At 40.2% G+C, this 17,571-nt stretch carries 15 protein-coding genes; 10 read left to right on the plus strand and 5 right to left on the minus strand.

Translation table 11 applies throughout. The features are described from left to right. Positions 1-65 precede the first annotated feature (65 nt). The 4 genes from CDOM15925_RS03235 to CDOM15925_RS03250 all read left to right on the plus strand — a co-directional run bounded on the left by CDOM15925_RS03235 (position 66) and on the right by CDOM15925_RS03250 (position 6,468). Positions 66-2,075, plus strand: coding sequence for a rhodanese-like domain-containing protein (locus CDOM15925_RS03235; RefSeq protein ID WP_169941049.1), 2,010 nt, complete (start codon positions 66-68; stop codon positions 2,073-2,075). A 100-nt stretch (positions 2,076-2,175) separates the two neighbouring features. Continuing rightward, positions 2,176-3,447: a DUF2254 domain-containing protein gene (locus CDOM15925_RS03240; RefSeq protein WP_169941051.1), complete on the plus strand. Its 1,272-nt coding sequence runs from the start codon at positions 2,176-2,178 to the stop codon at positions 3,445-3,447. 417 nt (positions 3,448-3,864) lie between these two features. Then, positions 3,865-5,235, plus strand: coding sequence for a GntP family permease (locus tag CDOM15925_RS03245; protein ID WP_169941053.1), 1,371 nt, complete (start codon positions 3,865-3,867; stop codon positions 5,233-5,235). A gap of 111 nt (positions 5,236-5,346) precedes the next feature. Beyond that, positions 5,347-6,468, plus strand: coding sequence for a glycerate kinase family protein (locus CDOM15925_RS03250; RefSeq protein WP_169941055.1), 1,122 nt, complete (start codon positions 5,347-5,349; stop codon positions 6,466-6,468). A gap of 154 nt (positions 6,469-6,622) precedes the next feature. On the opposite strand, the gene CDOM15925_RS03255 is transcribed toward CDOM15925_RS03250, so the two are convergent. The 4 genes from CDOM15925_RS03255 to leuC all read right to left on the minus strand — a co-directional run bounded on the left by CDOM15925_RS03255 (position 6,623) and on the right by leuC (position 10,446). Then, positions 6,623-7,192: a YceI family protein gene (locus CDOM15925_RS03255; RefSeq protein WP_169941057.1), complete on the minus strand. Its 570-nt coding sequence runs from the start codon at positions 7,190-7,192 to the stop codon at positions 6,623-6,625. A 19-nt stretch (positions 7,193-7,211) separates the two neighbouring features. Next, on the minus strand, positions 7,212-8,213 hold the full coding sequence (locus CDOM15925_RS03260; protein WP_169941059.1) for a phospholipase A: 1,002 nt from the start codon (positions 8,211-8,213) through the stop codon (positions 7,212-7,214). Continuing rightward, positions 8,210-8,770, minus strand: a complete 561-nt coding sequence (gene mobA / locus CDOM15925_RS03265; protein WP_169941061.1) for a molybdenum cofactor guanylyltransferase — start codon at positions 8,768-8,770, stop codon at positions 8,210-8,212. The genes CDOM15925_RS03260 and mobA overlap by 4 nt, the downstream gene beginning before the upstream one ends. Before the next feature lie 410 nt (positions 8,771-9,180). Next, entirely contained in the window at positions 9,181-10,446 is a 1,266-nt protein-coding gene (gene leuC / locus CDOM15925_RS03270) for a 3-isopropylmalate dehydratase large subunit (RefSeq protein ID WP_169941063.1), read from the minus strand. Positions 10,447-10,570: 124 nt separating this feature from the next. On the opposite strand from leuC, the gene CDOM15925_RS03275 reads away from it, so the two are divergent. Genes CDOM15925_RS03275 through tsaD form a run of 6 tightly spaced genes read left to right on the plus strand, consistent with a single transcriptional unit; the run spans position 10,571 to position 16,376 of the window. Beyond that, positions 10,571-11,899 (plus strand): NFACT RNA binding domain-containing protein, encoded by a 1,329-nt coding sequence (locus CDOM15925_RS03275; RefSeq protein WP_169941065.1) that lies wholly within the window; start codon positions 10,571-10,573, stop codon positions 11,897-11,899. Position 11,900: 1 nt separating this feature from the next. Continuing rightward, positions 11,901-12,233: a hypothetical protein gene (locus tag CDOM15925_RS09980; protein ID WP_211436660.1), complete on the plus strand. Its 333-nt coding sequence runs from the start codon at positions 11,901-11,903 to the stop codon at positions 12,231-12,233. A gap of 41 nt (positions 12,234-12,274) precedes the next feature. Beyond that, complete coding sequence (locus CDOM15925_RS03285) at positions 12,275-13,006, plus strand: phosphatidate cytidylyltransferase (protein ID WP_169941067.1); 732 nt, start codon at positions 12,275-12,277, stop codon at positions 13,004-13,006. Further along, positions 13,000-14,124 carry a 1-deoxy-D-xylulose-5-phosphate reductoisomerase gene (gene dxr / locus CDOM15925_RS03290; RefSeq protein ID WP_169941069.1) on the plus strand — a complete coding sequence of 375 codons (1,125 nt, stop codon included), beginning with the start codon at positions 13,000-13,002 and terminating at the stop codon, positions 14,122-14,124. Before CDOM15925_RS03285 ends, dxr begins: the two co-directional genes overlap by 7 nt. Then, the gene (locus CDOM15925_RS03295) at positions 14,125-15,366 is read left to right on the plus strand and encodes a uracil-xanthine permease family protein (protein WP_169941071.1); all 1,242 of its coding nucleotides are present in this window, start codon (positions 14,125-14,127) and stop codon (positions 15,364-15,366) included. A gap of 2 nt (positions 15,367-15,368) precedes the next feature. Beyond that, positions 15,369-16,376: a tRNA (adenosine(37)-N6)-threonylcarbamoyltransferase complex transferase subunit TsaD gene (tsaD, locus tag CDOM15925_RS03300; RefSeq protein ID WP_169941073.1), complete on the plus strand. Its 1,008-nt coding sequence runs from the start codon at positions 15,369-15,371 to the stop codon at positions 16,374-16,376. 126 nt (positions 16,377-16,502) lie between these two features. Here tsaD and CDOM15925_RS03305 read toward each other — a convergent pair whose 3' ends face one another. After that, positions 16,503-17,441 carry a 3'(2'),5'-bisphosphate nucleotidase CysQ family protein gene (locus CDOM15925_RS03305; RefSeq protein ID WP_169941076.1) on the minus strand — a complete coding sequence of 313 codons (939 nt, stop codon included), beginning with the start codon at positions 17,439-17,441 and terminating at the stop codon, positions 16,503-16,505. Positions 17,442-17,571 lie beyond the last annotated feature (130 nt).

The raw sequence follows: 17,571 nt of genomic DNA on the forward strand, positions 1-17,571 counted from the left end.
GCTGCGGGGCAAAATCGCCCCGCTATACCTAGTGACGGTTCATTAGGATATATGGAGGAAAGAATATGTATGGATTATGTATAAGATTGATGATATTTTTTGCTTTAACGATATCGCATAATCTTTTTGCTAGTATGGATTCGCCTTTAAATTTTGGTATTGAAGGGGCAAAATCGCTTAGTATCAATCAAGCTGAGAAGATGCTAGGTCAAAAAGATACATATTTTATAGATATGAGTTCGCCTGCGGGTCGTCTGTTCGGACATATTCCCGGAGCGATTTTAAACAATGCGGACGAGTTGAATGCATCGTTATTGCCAAAAGATAAAGAGGCTCATTTAGTATTTTACTCTGACAATAGAATGAGCTTTGACAGCAGCGTTGCAGCAAAGGCTGCTAAAGATTTGGGCTATAAAAATCTCTACATCTTAACCGATGGCGTAGAGGGATGGTCAATAGCCGGAAATAAGATAGAAAAAGTAGGTAAATCAAAAAGAAAGCTAACCGAAGAGAAGATAGAAGATTTTGAAGATATGGTTCACGGAGGAAGACTATTTGGTCAAATTCCTTCTTGTAGAGATTGCCATAGCTCGGAAAAAATTCTATTTGCTTCAAAAGAGCAACGCGAAGAGCTTTTTAAAGATAAAGATTTCGTAAACGACAACTGTGCAAGCTGTCACAAAGATGTGAAAAAAGATTTTATGGGAAGCGTTCACGATGAAGCGTCTCATAAGAATTTAGATCCGAACAAAGAGCTTCCTAACTGCTCTGATTGTCACGGTATCCACACGGCGAAAGCTAGGATGACGCTTGATCTTAAGCAACTTAGCGAGCAAAAATGTGGCTCTTGTCACGAAGAGCAACAAAAGCACTATCACGATACCTTCCACGGTAAAGCGCTCTTGCTTAACAAGCCGGGCGATGCACCAAGGGTTGCGGCGTGCTTTGATTGTCACGGAACGCACAACGTATTTAAGATCGATGATCCAAGATCAACTTTGGCTATGACGGAAAATCGTATCAAAACATGTGCGGAGTGTCACCCTGGATCAAATGAGAATTTCGTTAGCTTTGTAGCTCACGCGGATCATACCGACGGTGAGAAATTCCCTCTTTTATATACGGCGTATATATTTATGACGGGACTTGTTATAGCGGTATTTAGCTTCTTTGGCTTCCATACATTGTTGTGGTCAATTAAGCTTATTAAAACTAGACTTGAAAATCCGGTTGCTTGGAAAAAAGCAAGAGAGGCGGCTCATCACGATAGAGTTAAGGTTAGACGCTTTAGCGCATTCCATATGTGGCAGCACTTCTTTATGGCGGCTTCATTCCTTGGACTTGCGTTCTCGGGCTTACCGCAAAAATTCTATACGGCTCCTTGGGCTCAAGATATGATGAATTTAATGGGCGGACCTATCATGGCTACTCAAATTCACCATATTTCAGCGGTTATTATGTTTGCCGTGTTCTTTAGCCATATAGCCGAAATAATCGCTAAATGGGGTAAATATGAAGGCGGTGTCTTTGGCGTAAACAGCTTGATGCCAAATATGCAAGACTTAAGAGATATGAGAGACCACTTCAGATGGTTTATGGGTAAAGGCGAAAGACCTCAGTTTGACCGCTGGACATACTGGGAGAAATTCGACTACCTTGCGGTGTTCTGGGGTATGTTTATCATCGGATTTTCCGGTCTTGTGTTGTGGTTCCCTACTTGGTTTTCAAATTTCTTACCGGGTTGGGCGCTAAACCTTTCGACTCTAGTACACTCAGACGAGGCGTTGCTAGCGACAGGATTTATCTTTGCGATCCACTTCTTTAACACTCACTTTAGAGCGGACCGCTTCCCTATGGATACGGTAATCTTCTCAGGAAGCTTAACTGCCGAAGAGATGAGACAAGAAAGAAGCAAGTGGTATGACCGCTTGATGAAAAACGGAATGTTTGATAAATTAGTCGAGAAAGAAGATAACTTCAAATCATACAGCTTCCTAGCTAAATTCGCAGGATATGCGATGCTAGTAACCGGTATGGTGTTCTTATTTATGATGATCTACGCGTTTATAGCGTAACACTTATCCCTGCCGGCTTTTGGCGGGGATTTTTCTTTTTATCCTTTTTAAATTTCATAATCCCGCCCTTAAAATTGTATAATCTCTCAAAGGATTAAATTTGTGGTATAAAATTTTCATCTGGCTAAAAAAGCCAAGTAATACTCTTTGGGTTATGCCTGCTCTTGGCGCGGTCATCGCTATAGTATTTGCCTTTATGGCGTTTTTAGGGACTTTTTATCTTCCATCCGAGCTTTTGCCCGATATTAAGCGAGATATATTACAAGGACTTCTTGACATCATAGCTTCAAGTATGCTTGCGGTTATTACTTTTTCGCTTTCCATTATGGTTTCTGCTTTTTCTAGCGCTTCTGCAAACGCTACTCCAAGGGCTACCGAGCTAATAATGGCCGATGACAATACCCGCATAACGATAGCTAGTTTCATATCGGCGTTTATCTATGCGGTGATCGCTAAGATAGCTCTTGGGCTTGAATACTACGGTCAAAACGGCAGATTTATACTATTTATAAGTACGGCTACCGTGCTTGTGTATCTTATCTATACGCTTATAAAGTGGGTTCATACGCTCTCGCATCTTGGTAGGCTTGGAAATACTCTTGATAAAATTTATAATGCTACCGCAAAAGCCATGAAGAATCATGCCTTAAGCCCAAATTTAGGAGCTTGCTGGAATCCAAACGATAAAGAGCCCGATATAGCGCTTTACTCTAAAGGCACGGGTTATCTAACTCATATGAATTTAAACTATCTTTATAATCTATCTAAAAAATTGGGCTTTAAAATTTTTATTGATGTAAGATCGGGCGATTATGTATTTAAAGGCGATGAGCTTGCATTTTTGTATTTTGATGAAGATACCGACTTAAGTGCAAAAGAAAAAGAGAGCATGCTTGCTCAAATTTATGAAAGCTTTGTTATAGAAACTCAAAGAAGCTTTGAACAAGATCCAAGATTTGGACTTATCGTGCTTAGTGAAGTTGCACAAAGAGCTCTATCTCCTGCCGTAAATGACCCCGGAACTGCATTTAGCGTGCTAAATTTGATAGCCAGACTTTTGCTTGACGAGAGCGTCTTGCAGGATAAGGACAAAGCATATATTTATGACCGAATAGGCGTTAAAGACCTTGATATAGGCGACTTTATAACTCAAAGCATAGATGCCATAGCTCGCGACGGAGCTTCAAACGTAGAGGTAGCACTTAGGATTCAAAAGACGCTTTTTGCCGTATACAAAAACAGCGAGGATGAAATTTTAAAATCCGCTTCCAAAGCTCAAGCCAAAACAGCTCTTGATAGAAGCTTAAGCGTGCTTGTAAGTGATTTTGACAAAGCAAGATTAAGTAAGAAGTATGGTGAATTTTTTGGTTAAGATGTCTTAAAATTTTAGCAACTTGATACTTATTTACAAGCGCCAAAAGACTTGTTTAAATTTTTAAATTTAGCAATCGATTCGCTTTTGCCATTAAGTGTGCCAGCTAAATTGCCGTTTAAGAAGCCTTTGGTTTAGCCTATATCCTTGATAAAGCGGTCTTTGTTTAAAATTTTGTGACATGTTTTAGTACTCAAGGCTTATTGAGGTGCTATTTGATGTTTATGGTTTAAACTCAATTTACTTATCCCAAAACTCTTTTAAGGTTAAAATTTTGCCTAAAATTTGGCAAATCCGTAAAATAATAAATTTAAATATTTTGATAATAAATATAAAACAAATCCGCCTAGCATTTAAGATTTTAAAAACTAACTTTTGGTAAGATGTTTTAGACAAATTTATTTCAAAGGAGCTTTTATGAGCGGCGTTGCGTTAATCGTGTGTTTCGTTATAGCTATAATTTTGATGATTTGGCTTATATCAAAGGTCGGAGTGCATCCGTTTTTGGCTATCATGCTTATATCTTTAGTGCTTGCGATCGTTGCGGGCATTGATCTGGTTAAGATACCTGGAATTATCGGCGACGGATTTAGCGGAATATTTAAAAGTATCGGTATAGTCATCATCTTTGGCGCGCTTATTGGCATGGCGCTTGAAAAGACCGGTGCTGCTTTAAAATTAGCCGATATGGTCGTAAAATGCGTAGGCGAAAAGCATCCTGAAATGGCTATGCTTATCATGGGTTGGATAGTAGGAATTCCCGTGTTTTGCGATAGCGGTTTTGTCGTGCTTGATCCGATTCGCAGAGCCATAAGAGAAAAGATCGGCGCAAGCCCTGTTGGCATGGCGGTAGCTCTCTCGGGCGGTCTTTACACCTCTCACGTGTTCGTTCCTCCTACTCCAGGACCTATAGCCGCAGCCGGATTTGTGGGTATAGGCGGAAATTTGCTTCTTGTGATTATGGTTGGTATCGTAGTTTCTATCCCTGTGCTTATATCAGCTTACCTTTATTCTAAATACATAGGCAGTAAAATAACCATCAAAGAGGATTTAAACGAAGTAGGCAAGAGCTATGACGAGCTTATCAAAGAATACGGCAAGCTTCCGTGCGCATTTTTAAGTTTGGCTCCGATTTTAGCTCCTATCGTTTTGATGGCTCTTGGCTCGATAGTAAAAATCGCAGGTATGAAAGGTGCGATTGCAAATTTCTTTTTATTCTTAGGAAGTCCTGTTATAGCGCTTGGCGTAGGCGTTGTGTTTGCAGTTATCTTACTTGTAAATACGGGCAAGATTAAAGAATTTAACCTAATGACAAACGACACGCTTAAGATAGTAGGACCGATTTTGTTTATAACGGCAGCCGGCGGCGTGCTTGGTAAGGTTATAACCGCAGCGGGATTTGTTGAATTTATGAAAGCGAACGCTCACGTTATAGGCTCGGTTGGAATATTCTTCCCGTTTCTTATATCTGCTATCATCAAGACGGCTCAAGGAAGCTCGACCGTCGCGCTTACTACTACGGCGGCGATTATGGGGTTATTTACCGACAGCACATCAATGATGACGGCTCTTGGGCTTACTACGGAAATGGGTGCTGCTCTTACCGTTATGGCTATCGCAGCGGGAGCCATGACCGTATCTCACGCTAACGACAGCTATTTTTGGGTTGTTACGAATTTCAGTAAGATGACGCCTGAACAAGGCTATAAGACCCAAACTACTTTAACTCTTATTATGGGAGTTGTGGGTATGGCAACCGTTTGGTTAGCTTCGCTTATATTGCTATAATTAGCAAGTGATTTCTCGGCTAAATTTGAACTTGTTTTAGAGTCAAATTTAGCCCAAATTTTAATTTATATGCGGCGATGCGAGCCGTGAAAGATCATGTAAGGAGAGTTTATGAGAGTTTTAGTAGCTATTGATTCTTTTAAGGGTTCGCTAAGCTCGTTTGAGGCGGGCAATGCCGTAAAAGAGGGTATTAAAGCGTTTTGCGACGAGGTTATCGTTAAGCCCATAGCAGACGGCGGCGAGGGTAGCGTGGAGGCTTTAGCCGATGCTCTTGGCGGCGAATTTATAGAAGCTATCGTGCAAAATCCGCTTGGCGAAAAAATCCCCGCAAGATACGCTATCGCAGGCGAGCTTGGAATTTTGGAGATGGCAAGCGCTAGCGGGCTAACTCTCATAGAAAAAGAGCGCAGAAATCCTAATAAAACAAGCACCTACGGCTTTGGTCAGATGATAGTGCATGCGATAAACAAGGGTGCGAGAAAATTCATCATAGGTATCGGCGGAAGCGCTACAAATGACGCAGGTACGGGTATGCTAAGCGCGCTTGGATATGAATTTTATGACGAATTTGGAAATTTACTTGAAGGCATAGGCGAAAATTTGATTAAAATAACTAAAATTTCCGAAAAAAACGTTATGCCGGAGCTTAAGGAGTGTGAATTCCTAATAGCCTGTGACGTGGATAATCCTTTATTTGGTAAAAACGGAGCGGCTTATGTTTACGGACCTCAAAAGGGGGCTGATGAGAAGATGGTAAAGGAGCTTGACGCGGGACTTATCAGCTTTGCAAGCGCTACGAGCGAGCATTTTTCAAGCGAATTTTGGAATTTTAAAGGTGCTGGAGCGGCAGGCGGACTTGGGTTTGGGTTCGTAAGCTACTTAAATGCCAAATTAAAGCCGGGAATTGACATCATAACGGAAGAAATTCGCCTTGAAGATGAGATTAGAAAGGCTGATTTGGTTATAACAGGCGAGGGTAGGCTTGATTTTCAAAGTTCGATGGGCAAGACACCTACAGGGGTTGCAAAGATAGCAAAAAAATACAACAAACCTGTAGTAGCACTTGCAGGATGCGTTACGGATTGCGCTAGAAATTGCAACGAAAGTGGCATCGATGCGTTTTTTAGTATATTAAATGAGCCCCTAAGTCTTGAAGAGGCTATGGATAAAGAGACCGCAACAAAAAACATAACGCGAGTTAGCGAGCAGGTTATGAGGCTTTATAGGCTTTAAAATTAAAGCCTATAAAATTGATATTTGATATAAAATTTTTATTTTAATTGGTTAGGTATTTTAGGAATTTAAATCCGAAATTTTCGTTATGGTTTAAATTTAGCCAATATCAAAAAGGACTAGCATTTAGCCCGTTTTTATAAGCGACAACAGGCTATTTAAGCATAGCCTCTATGTCGATTTTTATCTCTATTTTGTTTGATATGAGCGAGTCGGGGTATTTTTCGCCTATATTAAAATCGCTTCTAAGTAAGCTTCCTTCTATGTTAAGACCGATTTTCTCTACACCTTGCTTATCTCTGTTTTCGCCGCCGTATTCAAAGTCAAGCTCTATAGGCTTTGTGATATCTCTTATGGTGATATTGCCGTAAATTTTGCCCTTGGTTTCGCTTTTCTTCTCAAATCTTATCATTTTAAATTTCATCTTGGGGAATTTCTCCGCATAAAAGAAAACCTCCTCTACAAGATGCGCATCGCGCTTTTGGTTTTGCGTATTTACAGACTTTGCTTCGATATCTGCTTCAAGCTTGGTTAAGCGGTTTGTAAATTTGTCGTAACTAATTTTACTTTGATATGTTGTGAAATTTCCGTGAACTTTTGTTATCTTAAGGTGTTTTGCCGAAAATCCTATATTGCTATGAGCGGGATCTATCTCATAATCCGCCGCATTTAAAAGCCCCGCTAAAATTGCAAAAGGCAACAAAAATTTTATTATTTTTCCCATTTCTCCTCCTAAATTTCTATCATTTTAGTAATGCAAATCCTATTCCGATTTTATTTGTGTGTCTGTTATAATCAATCAAGCTCTCGCCGTATCCGCTGAAGTATTTCACATATCCATAAACTCCGCTGTTTCCAAACGGAAATAGCCAGCCAGCTTCGGCAGCGCCTTTGTTTGTGCTGTCAAGACGCAGGTTGTTACGAAGCATAAGAGTTAGTATGTGCCCGCGGTAAGGAAACGCTATATTTACATCCGCCACGCCTATATATTTTGTTATGCCGGGATTATCGTCTTTGCCGTCAGGGTCGGGCAGTCTCACCCAGCCTCGCGGTATGATTATAAATTTGCCTGCGTAAAATTTGGCGCTTGCGTAAATTCTATTCCATGAGCGTGATTTTTCGCCGCCTTGTCCGTTACTCTCGTGTAAAAGCCCCGCCCTTATGTAGTCAAGCTGAGGTAAAACTTCAAATTTCGTAGGAAACGTTACGAAAATTTCAGGTCGGTAGTTGGTCTCTCTAAACGGCGTTGAGCTCTTTGCCGTCTGCCACCACGAGCTTTGCGAGTAGCCAAACGAGATGGTTTCGTTCATATCAAAAACATCATGAAAGAGCGGCTTTTGGATACTAAGCTGGAAATTTGTCTCAAATTTCTTCCTGCCTTCTATATTTTTAAACGCCGTAGTTGCAGGCAAAAGGTAGTTAAGATGGTGCATTTTGATACCTAAAATTTCATCTATGTCATAAGGCGCTTCGCTCTCGTATATCTTAAGAGGCTCGTTGGTTGCCGCAATCTTTCTTTCTTCTGTAGTAGCGTCCGCGATCGTTTGAGATGGCGCTATGATGCTTTTTTCAAGCTGTTCGCCGTTAGCCTTGATAAAGGAACGCTCGGCTGAGAGTTTGTAAAATTTCATCGCATTTGCGGTGTCGCCCTTGCTTTCAAATTCCTGAGCCATGTCGTAAAGTTCTTGTGCGCTTTGAGCAAACAGGCTTGCGGACATAAGCGCTATGATTAAAATTTTTCTCATAATTTCACCTTTCTAGCTTCCTCGTAGTCGCTAAAATAGTTTATATTAAAAAACTCTTTTTTATCTTCAAATTTTACTTTTTTGCATTTGCAAACCGAGTGTAAAAGCCCGATCTTATGCTCGCCTTTTTCGTAAAATTCTTTTGCTTTATCTGCCAAATTTGAGTTAAAAAATCCGCACAGCGAGTGTGTGTGATTGTCATCTTGCGGGATAACTATATCAAATTCTTTCGTAAATTTAAAAAGCTCTTCTATCGTTTTTACTCTAACGAAGGGCATATCCGCAGGCATGATAAAAACGCTCTCGTCTTTGAAATTTGACAAAATGCTCGCTAACGCTAACATCGGTGAAAAATCGTCCGTGACTTTGTCTTTGATGAGTTTTAACGGCGGATCAAATTTCTCAAATTTCGAGCTTACAAAGACGTTATCAAAAATTTGGCTAAATTTATCCACTTGAAAGTGCGTAAGCGTGGCAAAATTTCCAAACGGCATGAGAGTCTTATCCTGCCCCATGCGCGAGCTTTTGCCTCCTGCCAAGATAACGCAATTTTTCATTATTTTCCTTTGAGTCCTTTTTGCTCTTTGTAAAGTGCATTTAAGGAAGTTTTCAACGCTTTGTCGTCTAAAATTTTAAAAACTATCTTAAATTTAGTCGATTATTGTGCCGTTTTATAAGTTAAATCTTATTAAATATCTAACTTATCGCCATTTTTGTGCTAAATTTAATCGTAAAAGCACAAATATTTATTAAATTTAAGCCGTTTTTCTTGGCGTAACCCTTTTTGGAACGGCATGCACAACCGGCTGGGTTATAGCGGTTTTAGTGGGGATAGCCGTTGCAAGCTTGATAATTATCTTTATCGCAAAAGCTTTAAAAATTCTCTAGCTTGCTCGTGTTTGTGAAATCTTAAAATTTACTCCATTTTTACAGCAAAATCGCCGCCATGAGAAAATAAATCTAAAATTTACAAATCCCTAGGGTCGGCTATCTTGCCCGCTATTGCGCTTGCTACTGCAACAGCTGAGTTGGCAAGGTAAATTTCGCTTGTTCTATCGCCCATTCGCCCTACGAAATTTCTGTTCGTAGTTGCTACGCACCTTTCACCCGCGCCTAAAATTCCCATATATCCGCCAAGACAGGCTCCACAAGTCGGGTTGCTTACAACCGCACCCGCTTCCACAAATATATCCATGAGCCCCTCTTTTTGCGCGGCAAGGGCTATTTTTTGCGTTGCAGGAGTTATGATAAGGCGAGTTTTGCGAGCTACTTTTCTTCCTTTTAGAAGTTTTGCGGCGATTCTAAGATCGCTTAAGCGCCCGTTCGTACAAGATCCGATAAATACCTGATCGACCGCCAGATCGTCTTTGACCGCCTCTCTTACGCTCTTTCCGTTGCTTGGTAAAAACGGATAGGCTATGACGGGATCTAAATTCGTAACGTCTATTTCTAAAATTTGCTCATACTTTGCACCCTCGTCGGAGTAGAAAAATTTCGGTTCGCAGCGTAAATTTTTATCTTTTAAAAATTCTTTTGTTATATCATCTACCGCGATGATTCCGCTTTTTCCACCTGCTTCTATCGCCATATTGCACATAGAAAATCTTGAGTCCATGTCAAGCGCTTCTATCGTCTCTCCGCTAAATTCAAGCGCTTTATAAAGAGCGCCGTCAACTCCGATTCGCCTTATGATCTCTAAGATCAAGTCCTTACCGTAAACATGCTCGCCAAGCTTGCCTTTAAATATAACTTTGATCGTAGGCGGTACCTTAAACCAGTTTTTGCCCGTTATCATCGCATACGCAAGATCGGTTGAGCCCATGCCGGTTGAGAATGCTCCAAGCGCGCCGTGAGTACAGGTATGAGAATCGGCACCTATTATCACGTCTCCCGGGACTACAAGCCCTTTTTCGGGCAAAAGCGCATGCTCGATACCCATGTCTTTTTCGTCAAAATAGTGCTTTAAATCGTGCTTGTAGGCAAAGTCGCGCGAAATTTTGGCTTGATTTGCGCTTAGGATGTCTTTAGCGGGGATGTAGTGATCCATGACGATTGAAAATCCGTCAGGATTTGCAAGTTTTGTCGCACCGCTTCGCTCAAACTGCTTTATAGAAATCGGAGTCGTGATGTCGTTGCCGATTACCATGTCTATATCGCACTCTATTATCTCGTTTGCAAAAACTTCGCGTCCTACGTGGCTTGAGAATATCTTTTCGGTTATTGTCTGTTTCATGTTAAATTTCCTTTTTGAATTTAGTCTCTTTGCCTAGTCAAATAGATCTGATTGCGAGTTGCAAGAGCGCATAAATTTACCTGATTTTATCAAAAATTTGTTAATTTTTCATATAATAAGCCTCATGAAATACGCAGTTTTAAAGCAGATACAAAAGTTTTTATCCGAATTTAGAAAAATCACATCCGTTAAACGCGTCCAAGATATGGTGATCTTGATTTGCTTTGATGGTAAATTTGAGCTGTTTTTTGATCTTTCAAAATCAGCTTCATCCATCTACACAAACGATGAATTTATAGCGATTAAGGAGTATAAAGCTCCTTTTGACGTGGCGTTAAAAAAGCGGTTTAACAACTCTAAAATTTTAAGCGCTGAGGTTCTTAACGGCAATAGAATTTTAAAATTTTGCTGTGTTCAGGAGGGTTCTTATAAAAGCAGCAAAAGTAACCTCTATCTTGAATTTACAGGTAGATTTACAAACGCCGTTATAACCGATGAAAACGATGTGATAATCGAAGCTTTAAGGCATATCGAAAATAGTTTTAGAAGGATTAAACCGTCTAAAAAATTAATCCGGCTTGAGCCCATAGAGATAAAAGAAAAGCCCGTCGGCGAAATTTCGGATTTTAAGAAGTTTTTTAAAGAGGAATTTTTAAAGTTAAATGAGAAAAATTTAAGTGACTTAAAAGAGGTAAAAACAAATCAAATTTTAAAAAAATTACACTCGCTTGAAGAGAATTTAAACTCTCTTGAGAAAGAGGACGAGCTAAGCAGACAAAGTGAAATTTTAAGCGCAAACGCAACCGTTTTGCTTGCAAATTTGCATAGCTTGAAAGAATTTCAACGAGATATAAAACTAAGCGGTTTTAATGGCGAAATTTTAAATTTAAAGCTTGAGGATAGCCCTAAAAATAGTGCAAATTTATTTTTCGCTAAAGCAAAAAGACTCAAGCAAAAAGCAATCGGCGTCATAAACGAAAGAGCAAATTTGAATGAAAAAAAGGAGTTTTATCTAAATTTGCTAAATTTGATTAAAAACGCAAAGAGCACAAGCGAGCTTGAAATTTTATACCCTAAACGAGCTAAAAATGTAAAGCAAAAAGAGCAGATAAGCGACAATATCGATATTTTTTATATAAACGATTATAAAATTTTAGTCGGCAGAAACGAAAAAGGTAACGTAAATTTGCTCAAAAACTCAAAAAAAGATGATATTTGGATGCATTTAAAAGATATTGCATCATCTCATGTTATTATTAAAACGTCTAAGAATTCGCCCAGCGAAGATGTGCTTAAGTTTGCCGCCAAACTTTGCGTGGAATTTAGCGTAAAGGGTGCGGGCAGATATGAGGTTCATTACACAAAGCGCGCAAATGTCAGAGTAAATGACGGAGCGCATGTAAATTATACGGATCATAAGACGATAATAATACAAAAGGAGCAAGGGGGATAAGATGCCCGTAACGCCGCTTGGAAATACGATTTATATAAATCAAAATATGAATGTCGTTGCAAATAAGCAAGCAGATATGCAAAATAGATTTGACCTGCAAAGTCTAGCCGCCATGACTCTTAAAGAAGACGAAGACAAAGAAGTCGTGCAAGTAAGACCTACCGAAGAGACTTATAAAATCGATCCTCAGCATCAACACGAAAAATCGCAAAGCGATCAGCGTGAGAGTATTTTTGAGGGTGAAGAGGAGCCAAACGGCGAAGGTGGTGTGGCGCAAGATGACGATGAGAGCGAGATAATTAGCCAAGATAGAATTTTAGATATTAAAATCTAAGCAAAATTTTTATAATATTTCCAAATCAAAAAGGAAATTTTATGAAAACACGAGTAATTACCGGCGTTATAATGTTTTTGGCTATTTTGATAGTATTTCTTATCGATAGTCATCTGCTAAATTTCGCTGTTTTGGGCGCTGTTTTATTTATCTCGTTCATAGAAAGCGAGAGATTATACGGAATTCACGAGAAGTCATTAGTGCTTATCGCTATGATTTTTTATCTGCTAACACCTTTTTCAAATCCTGTTTTTATAGCGCTTTTGGCGGTATTGCTCGTTTTAAGCGTGCTTGTTCATTTTAAAAGCGAAAATTTAAAATCCGTCTTGCCGTTTTTATACCCGATGACTCCGATATTTCTTATCTGGATGCTTTATGATACTTACGGCATAGGATATCTTGCGTGGATGATATTTATAGTTATAGCTTGCGATAGCGGGGCGTATTTTATCGGAAAGCGCTTTGGCAAGCACTCCTTTAGCCCGACTTCGCCTAATAAAACCTGGCAAGGAGTAATCGGCGGCATATGCGCTGCAAGCGTTGCCGGAAGCGTGTTTGGTTACATAATAACCGAGGCCTTTTTCCATAGCTTGCTTACGAGTTTCTTTGTGGGCGCTTTTGGCGTTTGGGGTGATCTGTTTGAGAGCTATTTAAAGCGCAAAGCGGGAGTTAAAGATAGCGGCGATCTGTTTCCGGGTCACGGAGGCATGCTTGATAGGATAGACGGGTATCTGTTTGGCGTAGTTGCGATGCTTTGGATGCTTTCGTGGTAGTTCTAGGCTCAACCGGCTCCATAGGCAAAACCAGCTTAAATTTAGCTCATAAATTTAATATCGGCATTGAGGCTATTAGCTGCAACTCAAACTACGAGCTTTTAAACGAGCAAATTTTAAAATTTAATCCCAAATTTGTCTGTATAAACGATGAAAATTTGGCTAAATTCGTTAAGCATAAGCAGGTTTTTACAGGAGAGCAGGGTATTTTGGATATGCTTGAAGCCTGCAAGTCTAAGCTTGTGATAAACTCCCTTGTGGGTTTTGCGGGGCTTGCTCCAAGCGTGAAAATCCAAAATTTAGGCAAAAAGCTAGCATTAGCCAATAAAGAAAGCCTTGTAGTGGGCGGTAAATTTCTAAATGCAAAAGAGATAAATCCGATAGATAGCGAGCATTTTGGACTGAAATTTCTGCTTGAAAACAAAACGCCCGCGGGTAGCCTCATTATAACTGCAAGCGGCGGAGCTTTTTATAAAACTCCTATCAAAGCGCTAAAAAACGTAACGGCAAAAGATGCTCTAAAGCACCCAAACTGGGATATGGGCGCTAAGATAACCATAGATAGCGCGACGATGGCAAACAAGCTTTTTGAGGTTTTAGAAGCGTTTTGGCTCTTTGGCACAGATAGGATAGATGCCCTAATAGAGCCTACGTCGATGATTCATGCGCTTGTAGCCTTTAAAGACGGCTCAACTACGGCTCATCTTTCAAGAACCGATATGAGTTTAGCGATTGCGCATGCTGTTTTGGGTGATTTAAACGCGTCAAATGCAGATCAAAAAAATAAAAAATTCAGTCAAAACATAACTGCGAATTTAGATCTGCTCGCGCTTAAAAACATCAAATTTCATAAGATAAATTTAAACAAATACCCGATTTTTTCGCTTAAAGACGAGCTTTTGGCAAATCCTGATTTAGGAGTTATCGTAAATGCGGCAAATGAGATCGGAGTGTTTAAATTTCTAAAAAACGAGTGCGAATTTTTAGAAATTTCAAGAGTGGTTTTAAAAAGCGTTAAGGAGTTTGGAAATACTAAGATTACGAGCCTTAACGAGCTTTTTGAGATAGATAAAGAAGTAAGAATTTGGGCTAGCAAAGAGATAAAAGAAAGGGTGTGAATGCAAAAATACGAAGGGTATAAATTTAGATTAAAAGATAGCCTTATAGGCGTTCAGTTTTTATTCGTGGCGTTTGGTGCGCTGGTTTTAGTGCCGATTTTGACGGGGCTTGATACGAGCGTGGCGCTATTTACGGCTGGTATCGGAACTCTTTTGTTTCAGGTTGTTACTCGCAAAAACGTTCCGCCGATATTTTTGGCAAGCAGCTTTGCCTTTATAGCTCCTATAACTTTTAGTATCGAGAAGTGGGGGCTCTCTGCTACGATGGGCGGACTTTTTGCTGCGGGAATTTTTTATGTGGTGCTTAGCTTTATCGTTCGCTACCGAGGCGAGGGCTTTTTGCACAAATTACTTCCGCCTGTGGTTGTTGGGCCTGTGATAGTTACTATCGGACTTATTTTGGCTCCCGCTGCGGTAAATATGGCTATGGGCAAAGGAAATGAGGCTCTTTACAGCCAAAACACGGCGATGAGCATAGCCTTTTTGTCCTTGCTTACTACGATTTTGGTTATGATGTTTGGCAAGGGAATGATGCGACTTATACCAATTCTTTGCGGTATAGTAGTCGGTTACGCGGCTTCTTATTTTGCAGGCATTGTTGATTTTGCACCGATCGCAAAGGCGAGTTGGTTTGCGGTGCCAAATTTTACTTCGCCTAGCTTTAACTTTGACGCTATCATCTATATGGTGCCTATCGCTATCGCGCCTGCTATCGAGCACATCGGCGATATGCTAGCCATCAGTAACGTTACTAAAGAGAATTTCTTAAAAAATCCGGGGCTTAAAAACACCCTTTTGGGAGACGGGCTTGCCACCTCTGCGGCTTCACTTTTCGGCGGTCCGCCAAATACGACTTACTCCGAGGTTACGGGTGCGGTAAGTATAACCAAGGCTTATAACCCTGCCATTATGACTTTTGCTGCGATCACGGCTATCTTGCTTGCATTTATCGGTAAACTTGGAGCCGTGCTTGCTACGATTCCGACTCCTGTTGTGGGCGGTATCATGCTGCTTTTATTTGGTATCATCGCTTCTGTCGGTATAGAAACGCTTATAAAGCACGAAGTTGATCTTGCCGAGCCAAGAAATATGATCATCGTAGCGCTTATCTTTGTTTGCGCGATAGGCGGTATGGTGCTTGACTTTGGCGTGGTTAGCTTTTCGGGTGTGGGTCTTGGTGCGCTAGTTGGTATCGTGCTAAATTTACTACTACCAAAAACCAAGCATTACGAGGGCTTTTAGAGGTGATTTTAGGGATAGAAAGTAGCTGTGATGACAGCTCTGTCGCGCTTTTTGATATCAAAAATTTAAAGCTCATACATCATAAAAAGATATCTCAAGACGAAGAGCACTCCAAATTTGGCGGAGTGGTGCCCGAGCTTGCCGCAAGGCTTCACACTGCCGCTTTGCCAAAGCTGCTTGAAGAGATAAAGCCAAATTTTAAGGATATCAAGGCAATTGCCGTTACAAATGAGCCCGGGCTTACCGTAAGCTTGGTGGGCGGAGTAAGTATGGCAAAGGCGCTTAGTATCTCGCTAAATGTGCCGTTAATCGCAGTAAATCATCTCATAGGACATATTTATTCGCTTTTTTTAGAAGAAGAGGCGCGCTTTCCGCTTGGTGTGATGCTCGTTAGCGGCGGTCATACGATGATACTTGACATCGATGAAAAGGGCGGCATCAAGCTACTTGCTTCGACGATGGACGATAGCTTCGGCGAGAGCTTTGATAAGGTTGCCAAGATGCTTGATCTTGGCTATCCGGGCGGGGTTGAAGTCCAAAGCGCAGCGCAGCGATGTGTGCAAAAAGACAGGTTTAAATTCACGGTTCCTCTTTTGTTTGATCCTCGCACGGCTTATAGCTTTTCAGGGCTTAAAAATCAGGTCAGGGTCGAGATAGAAAAGCTAAAAGAAATCGGAAATTTAAGCAAGCAAGATATCAGCGACATCTGCTACGCTTTTGAAAATGTAGCCTGCGAGCATATTTTAAATAAGCTTGAAAAAGTATTTAACGAGCGAAAATTTAGGCGTTTTGGCGTAGTGGGCGGAGCAAGCGCGAATTTAAATTTACGCTCGCGAATTGAGAATTTATGCTCTAAATTTGATTGCGAGCTTTTGCTTGCACCACTTAAATTTTGTTCTGACAATGCGGCCATGATAGCTAGAGCAGGGCGTGAAAAATACCTTAAAAAAGAGTTTGTAAAATTTGATGAGCTAAAGATAAATCCGCGTGTTAAATTTGATGAGGCTTGAATTTCAGTTTTTATACTTTTTATTGACTTAAAGTCTGCGCTAATCTAAAAACGAAAAACTTTGCGCGCAAGTGGCAAAGACAATATTAAAAGGCGTTAAAAGTGCTATGAAATTTAAATTTGCTTGCTATTTGCTACTTTTTATAAATTCTAAAATTTCATCTTTTTTATCTAGGAATTTGTTTGAAATCACTATAAATTCGTTGCTTTTTAGATTTTGCACGGTATAAAGCGGCGAATTTTTAGTTTTTAGATCTATCATCACGGCACCCGCTTCGCTAGCTATAATTTCACCTGCGGCGTTATCCCAGATACAGCTTGGACTAAACCTTGCATAAATTTCAGCCATGCCCTCGGCTATTTTACAAAATTTGATAGCCGAGCTTAAGCGAAGAGGCTCTAAATTTAGCTTTTGGCTGAGTAGAAGCGGAATTTTGTTTTTGCCGTATCTGCTTATAGCTATTCGTTTTTGGGATTTGTTTGCTAAATTTTGCTTTGAAAATGAAGCGATCTGATCTTGAATAGAGCTAAAATTCTTAAGCTTTTCATAATGTGTGCCAAGACCTTTTGCGGCAAAATAAATTTCATTTGAGATAGGCACGTAAATCACTCCAAGAATTGGGCGGGAGTTTTGAATAAGCGCGATACATACGCAAAATTCACCAACTCCGCTTATAAAGTCATTTGTGCCGTCAAGTGGATCGATGAGCCAAAATTCGCTTGCGTTTTCATCTAAAATTTTCTCTTCCGAGCAAATAGGCAAGCCACTTTTGCTTAAAATTTCAAAAATTTTATCGTTTGAGGCCAAGTCCGCTTGGGTTACAGGCGATTTGTCGGGCTTTATGTAAATTTCATAGCCTATTTTTTCTTTCGAGTCGTTTTGCTCTGGGCTGTTTGAAATTTTGCTTTTCTTAAAGGGCAAATTATCTTTATCAATCGGTATATTTTGCATTAGCGCTTGTTTTAGCTCTTCATCTAAGTCGCTTTTGTAGAATTTTAAAATTTCTTTTCCGCCCTCAAAGGCGGCATTTTTGGCTAGTTCAAGTAAAAAATTCAGGTCTTTCATTTTAATCCAAATTTATAGATATAGCATAAGGCAATCAGCTTAAAAAATTAAACTTTGCCCACTTTTATTTTTATCAAGGGGGCGGTTGCTCAGAGTTGCGAGACCCGCTCCGCCCCCTTTAACCCCCACC

Source organism: Campylobacter sp. RM15925, assembly GCF_012978775.1.
GTDB lineage: Bacteria > Campylobacterota > Campylobacteria > Campylobacterales > Campylobacteraceae > Campylobacter_A > Campylobacter_A canis.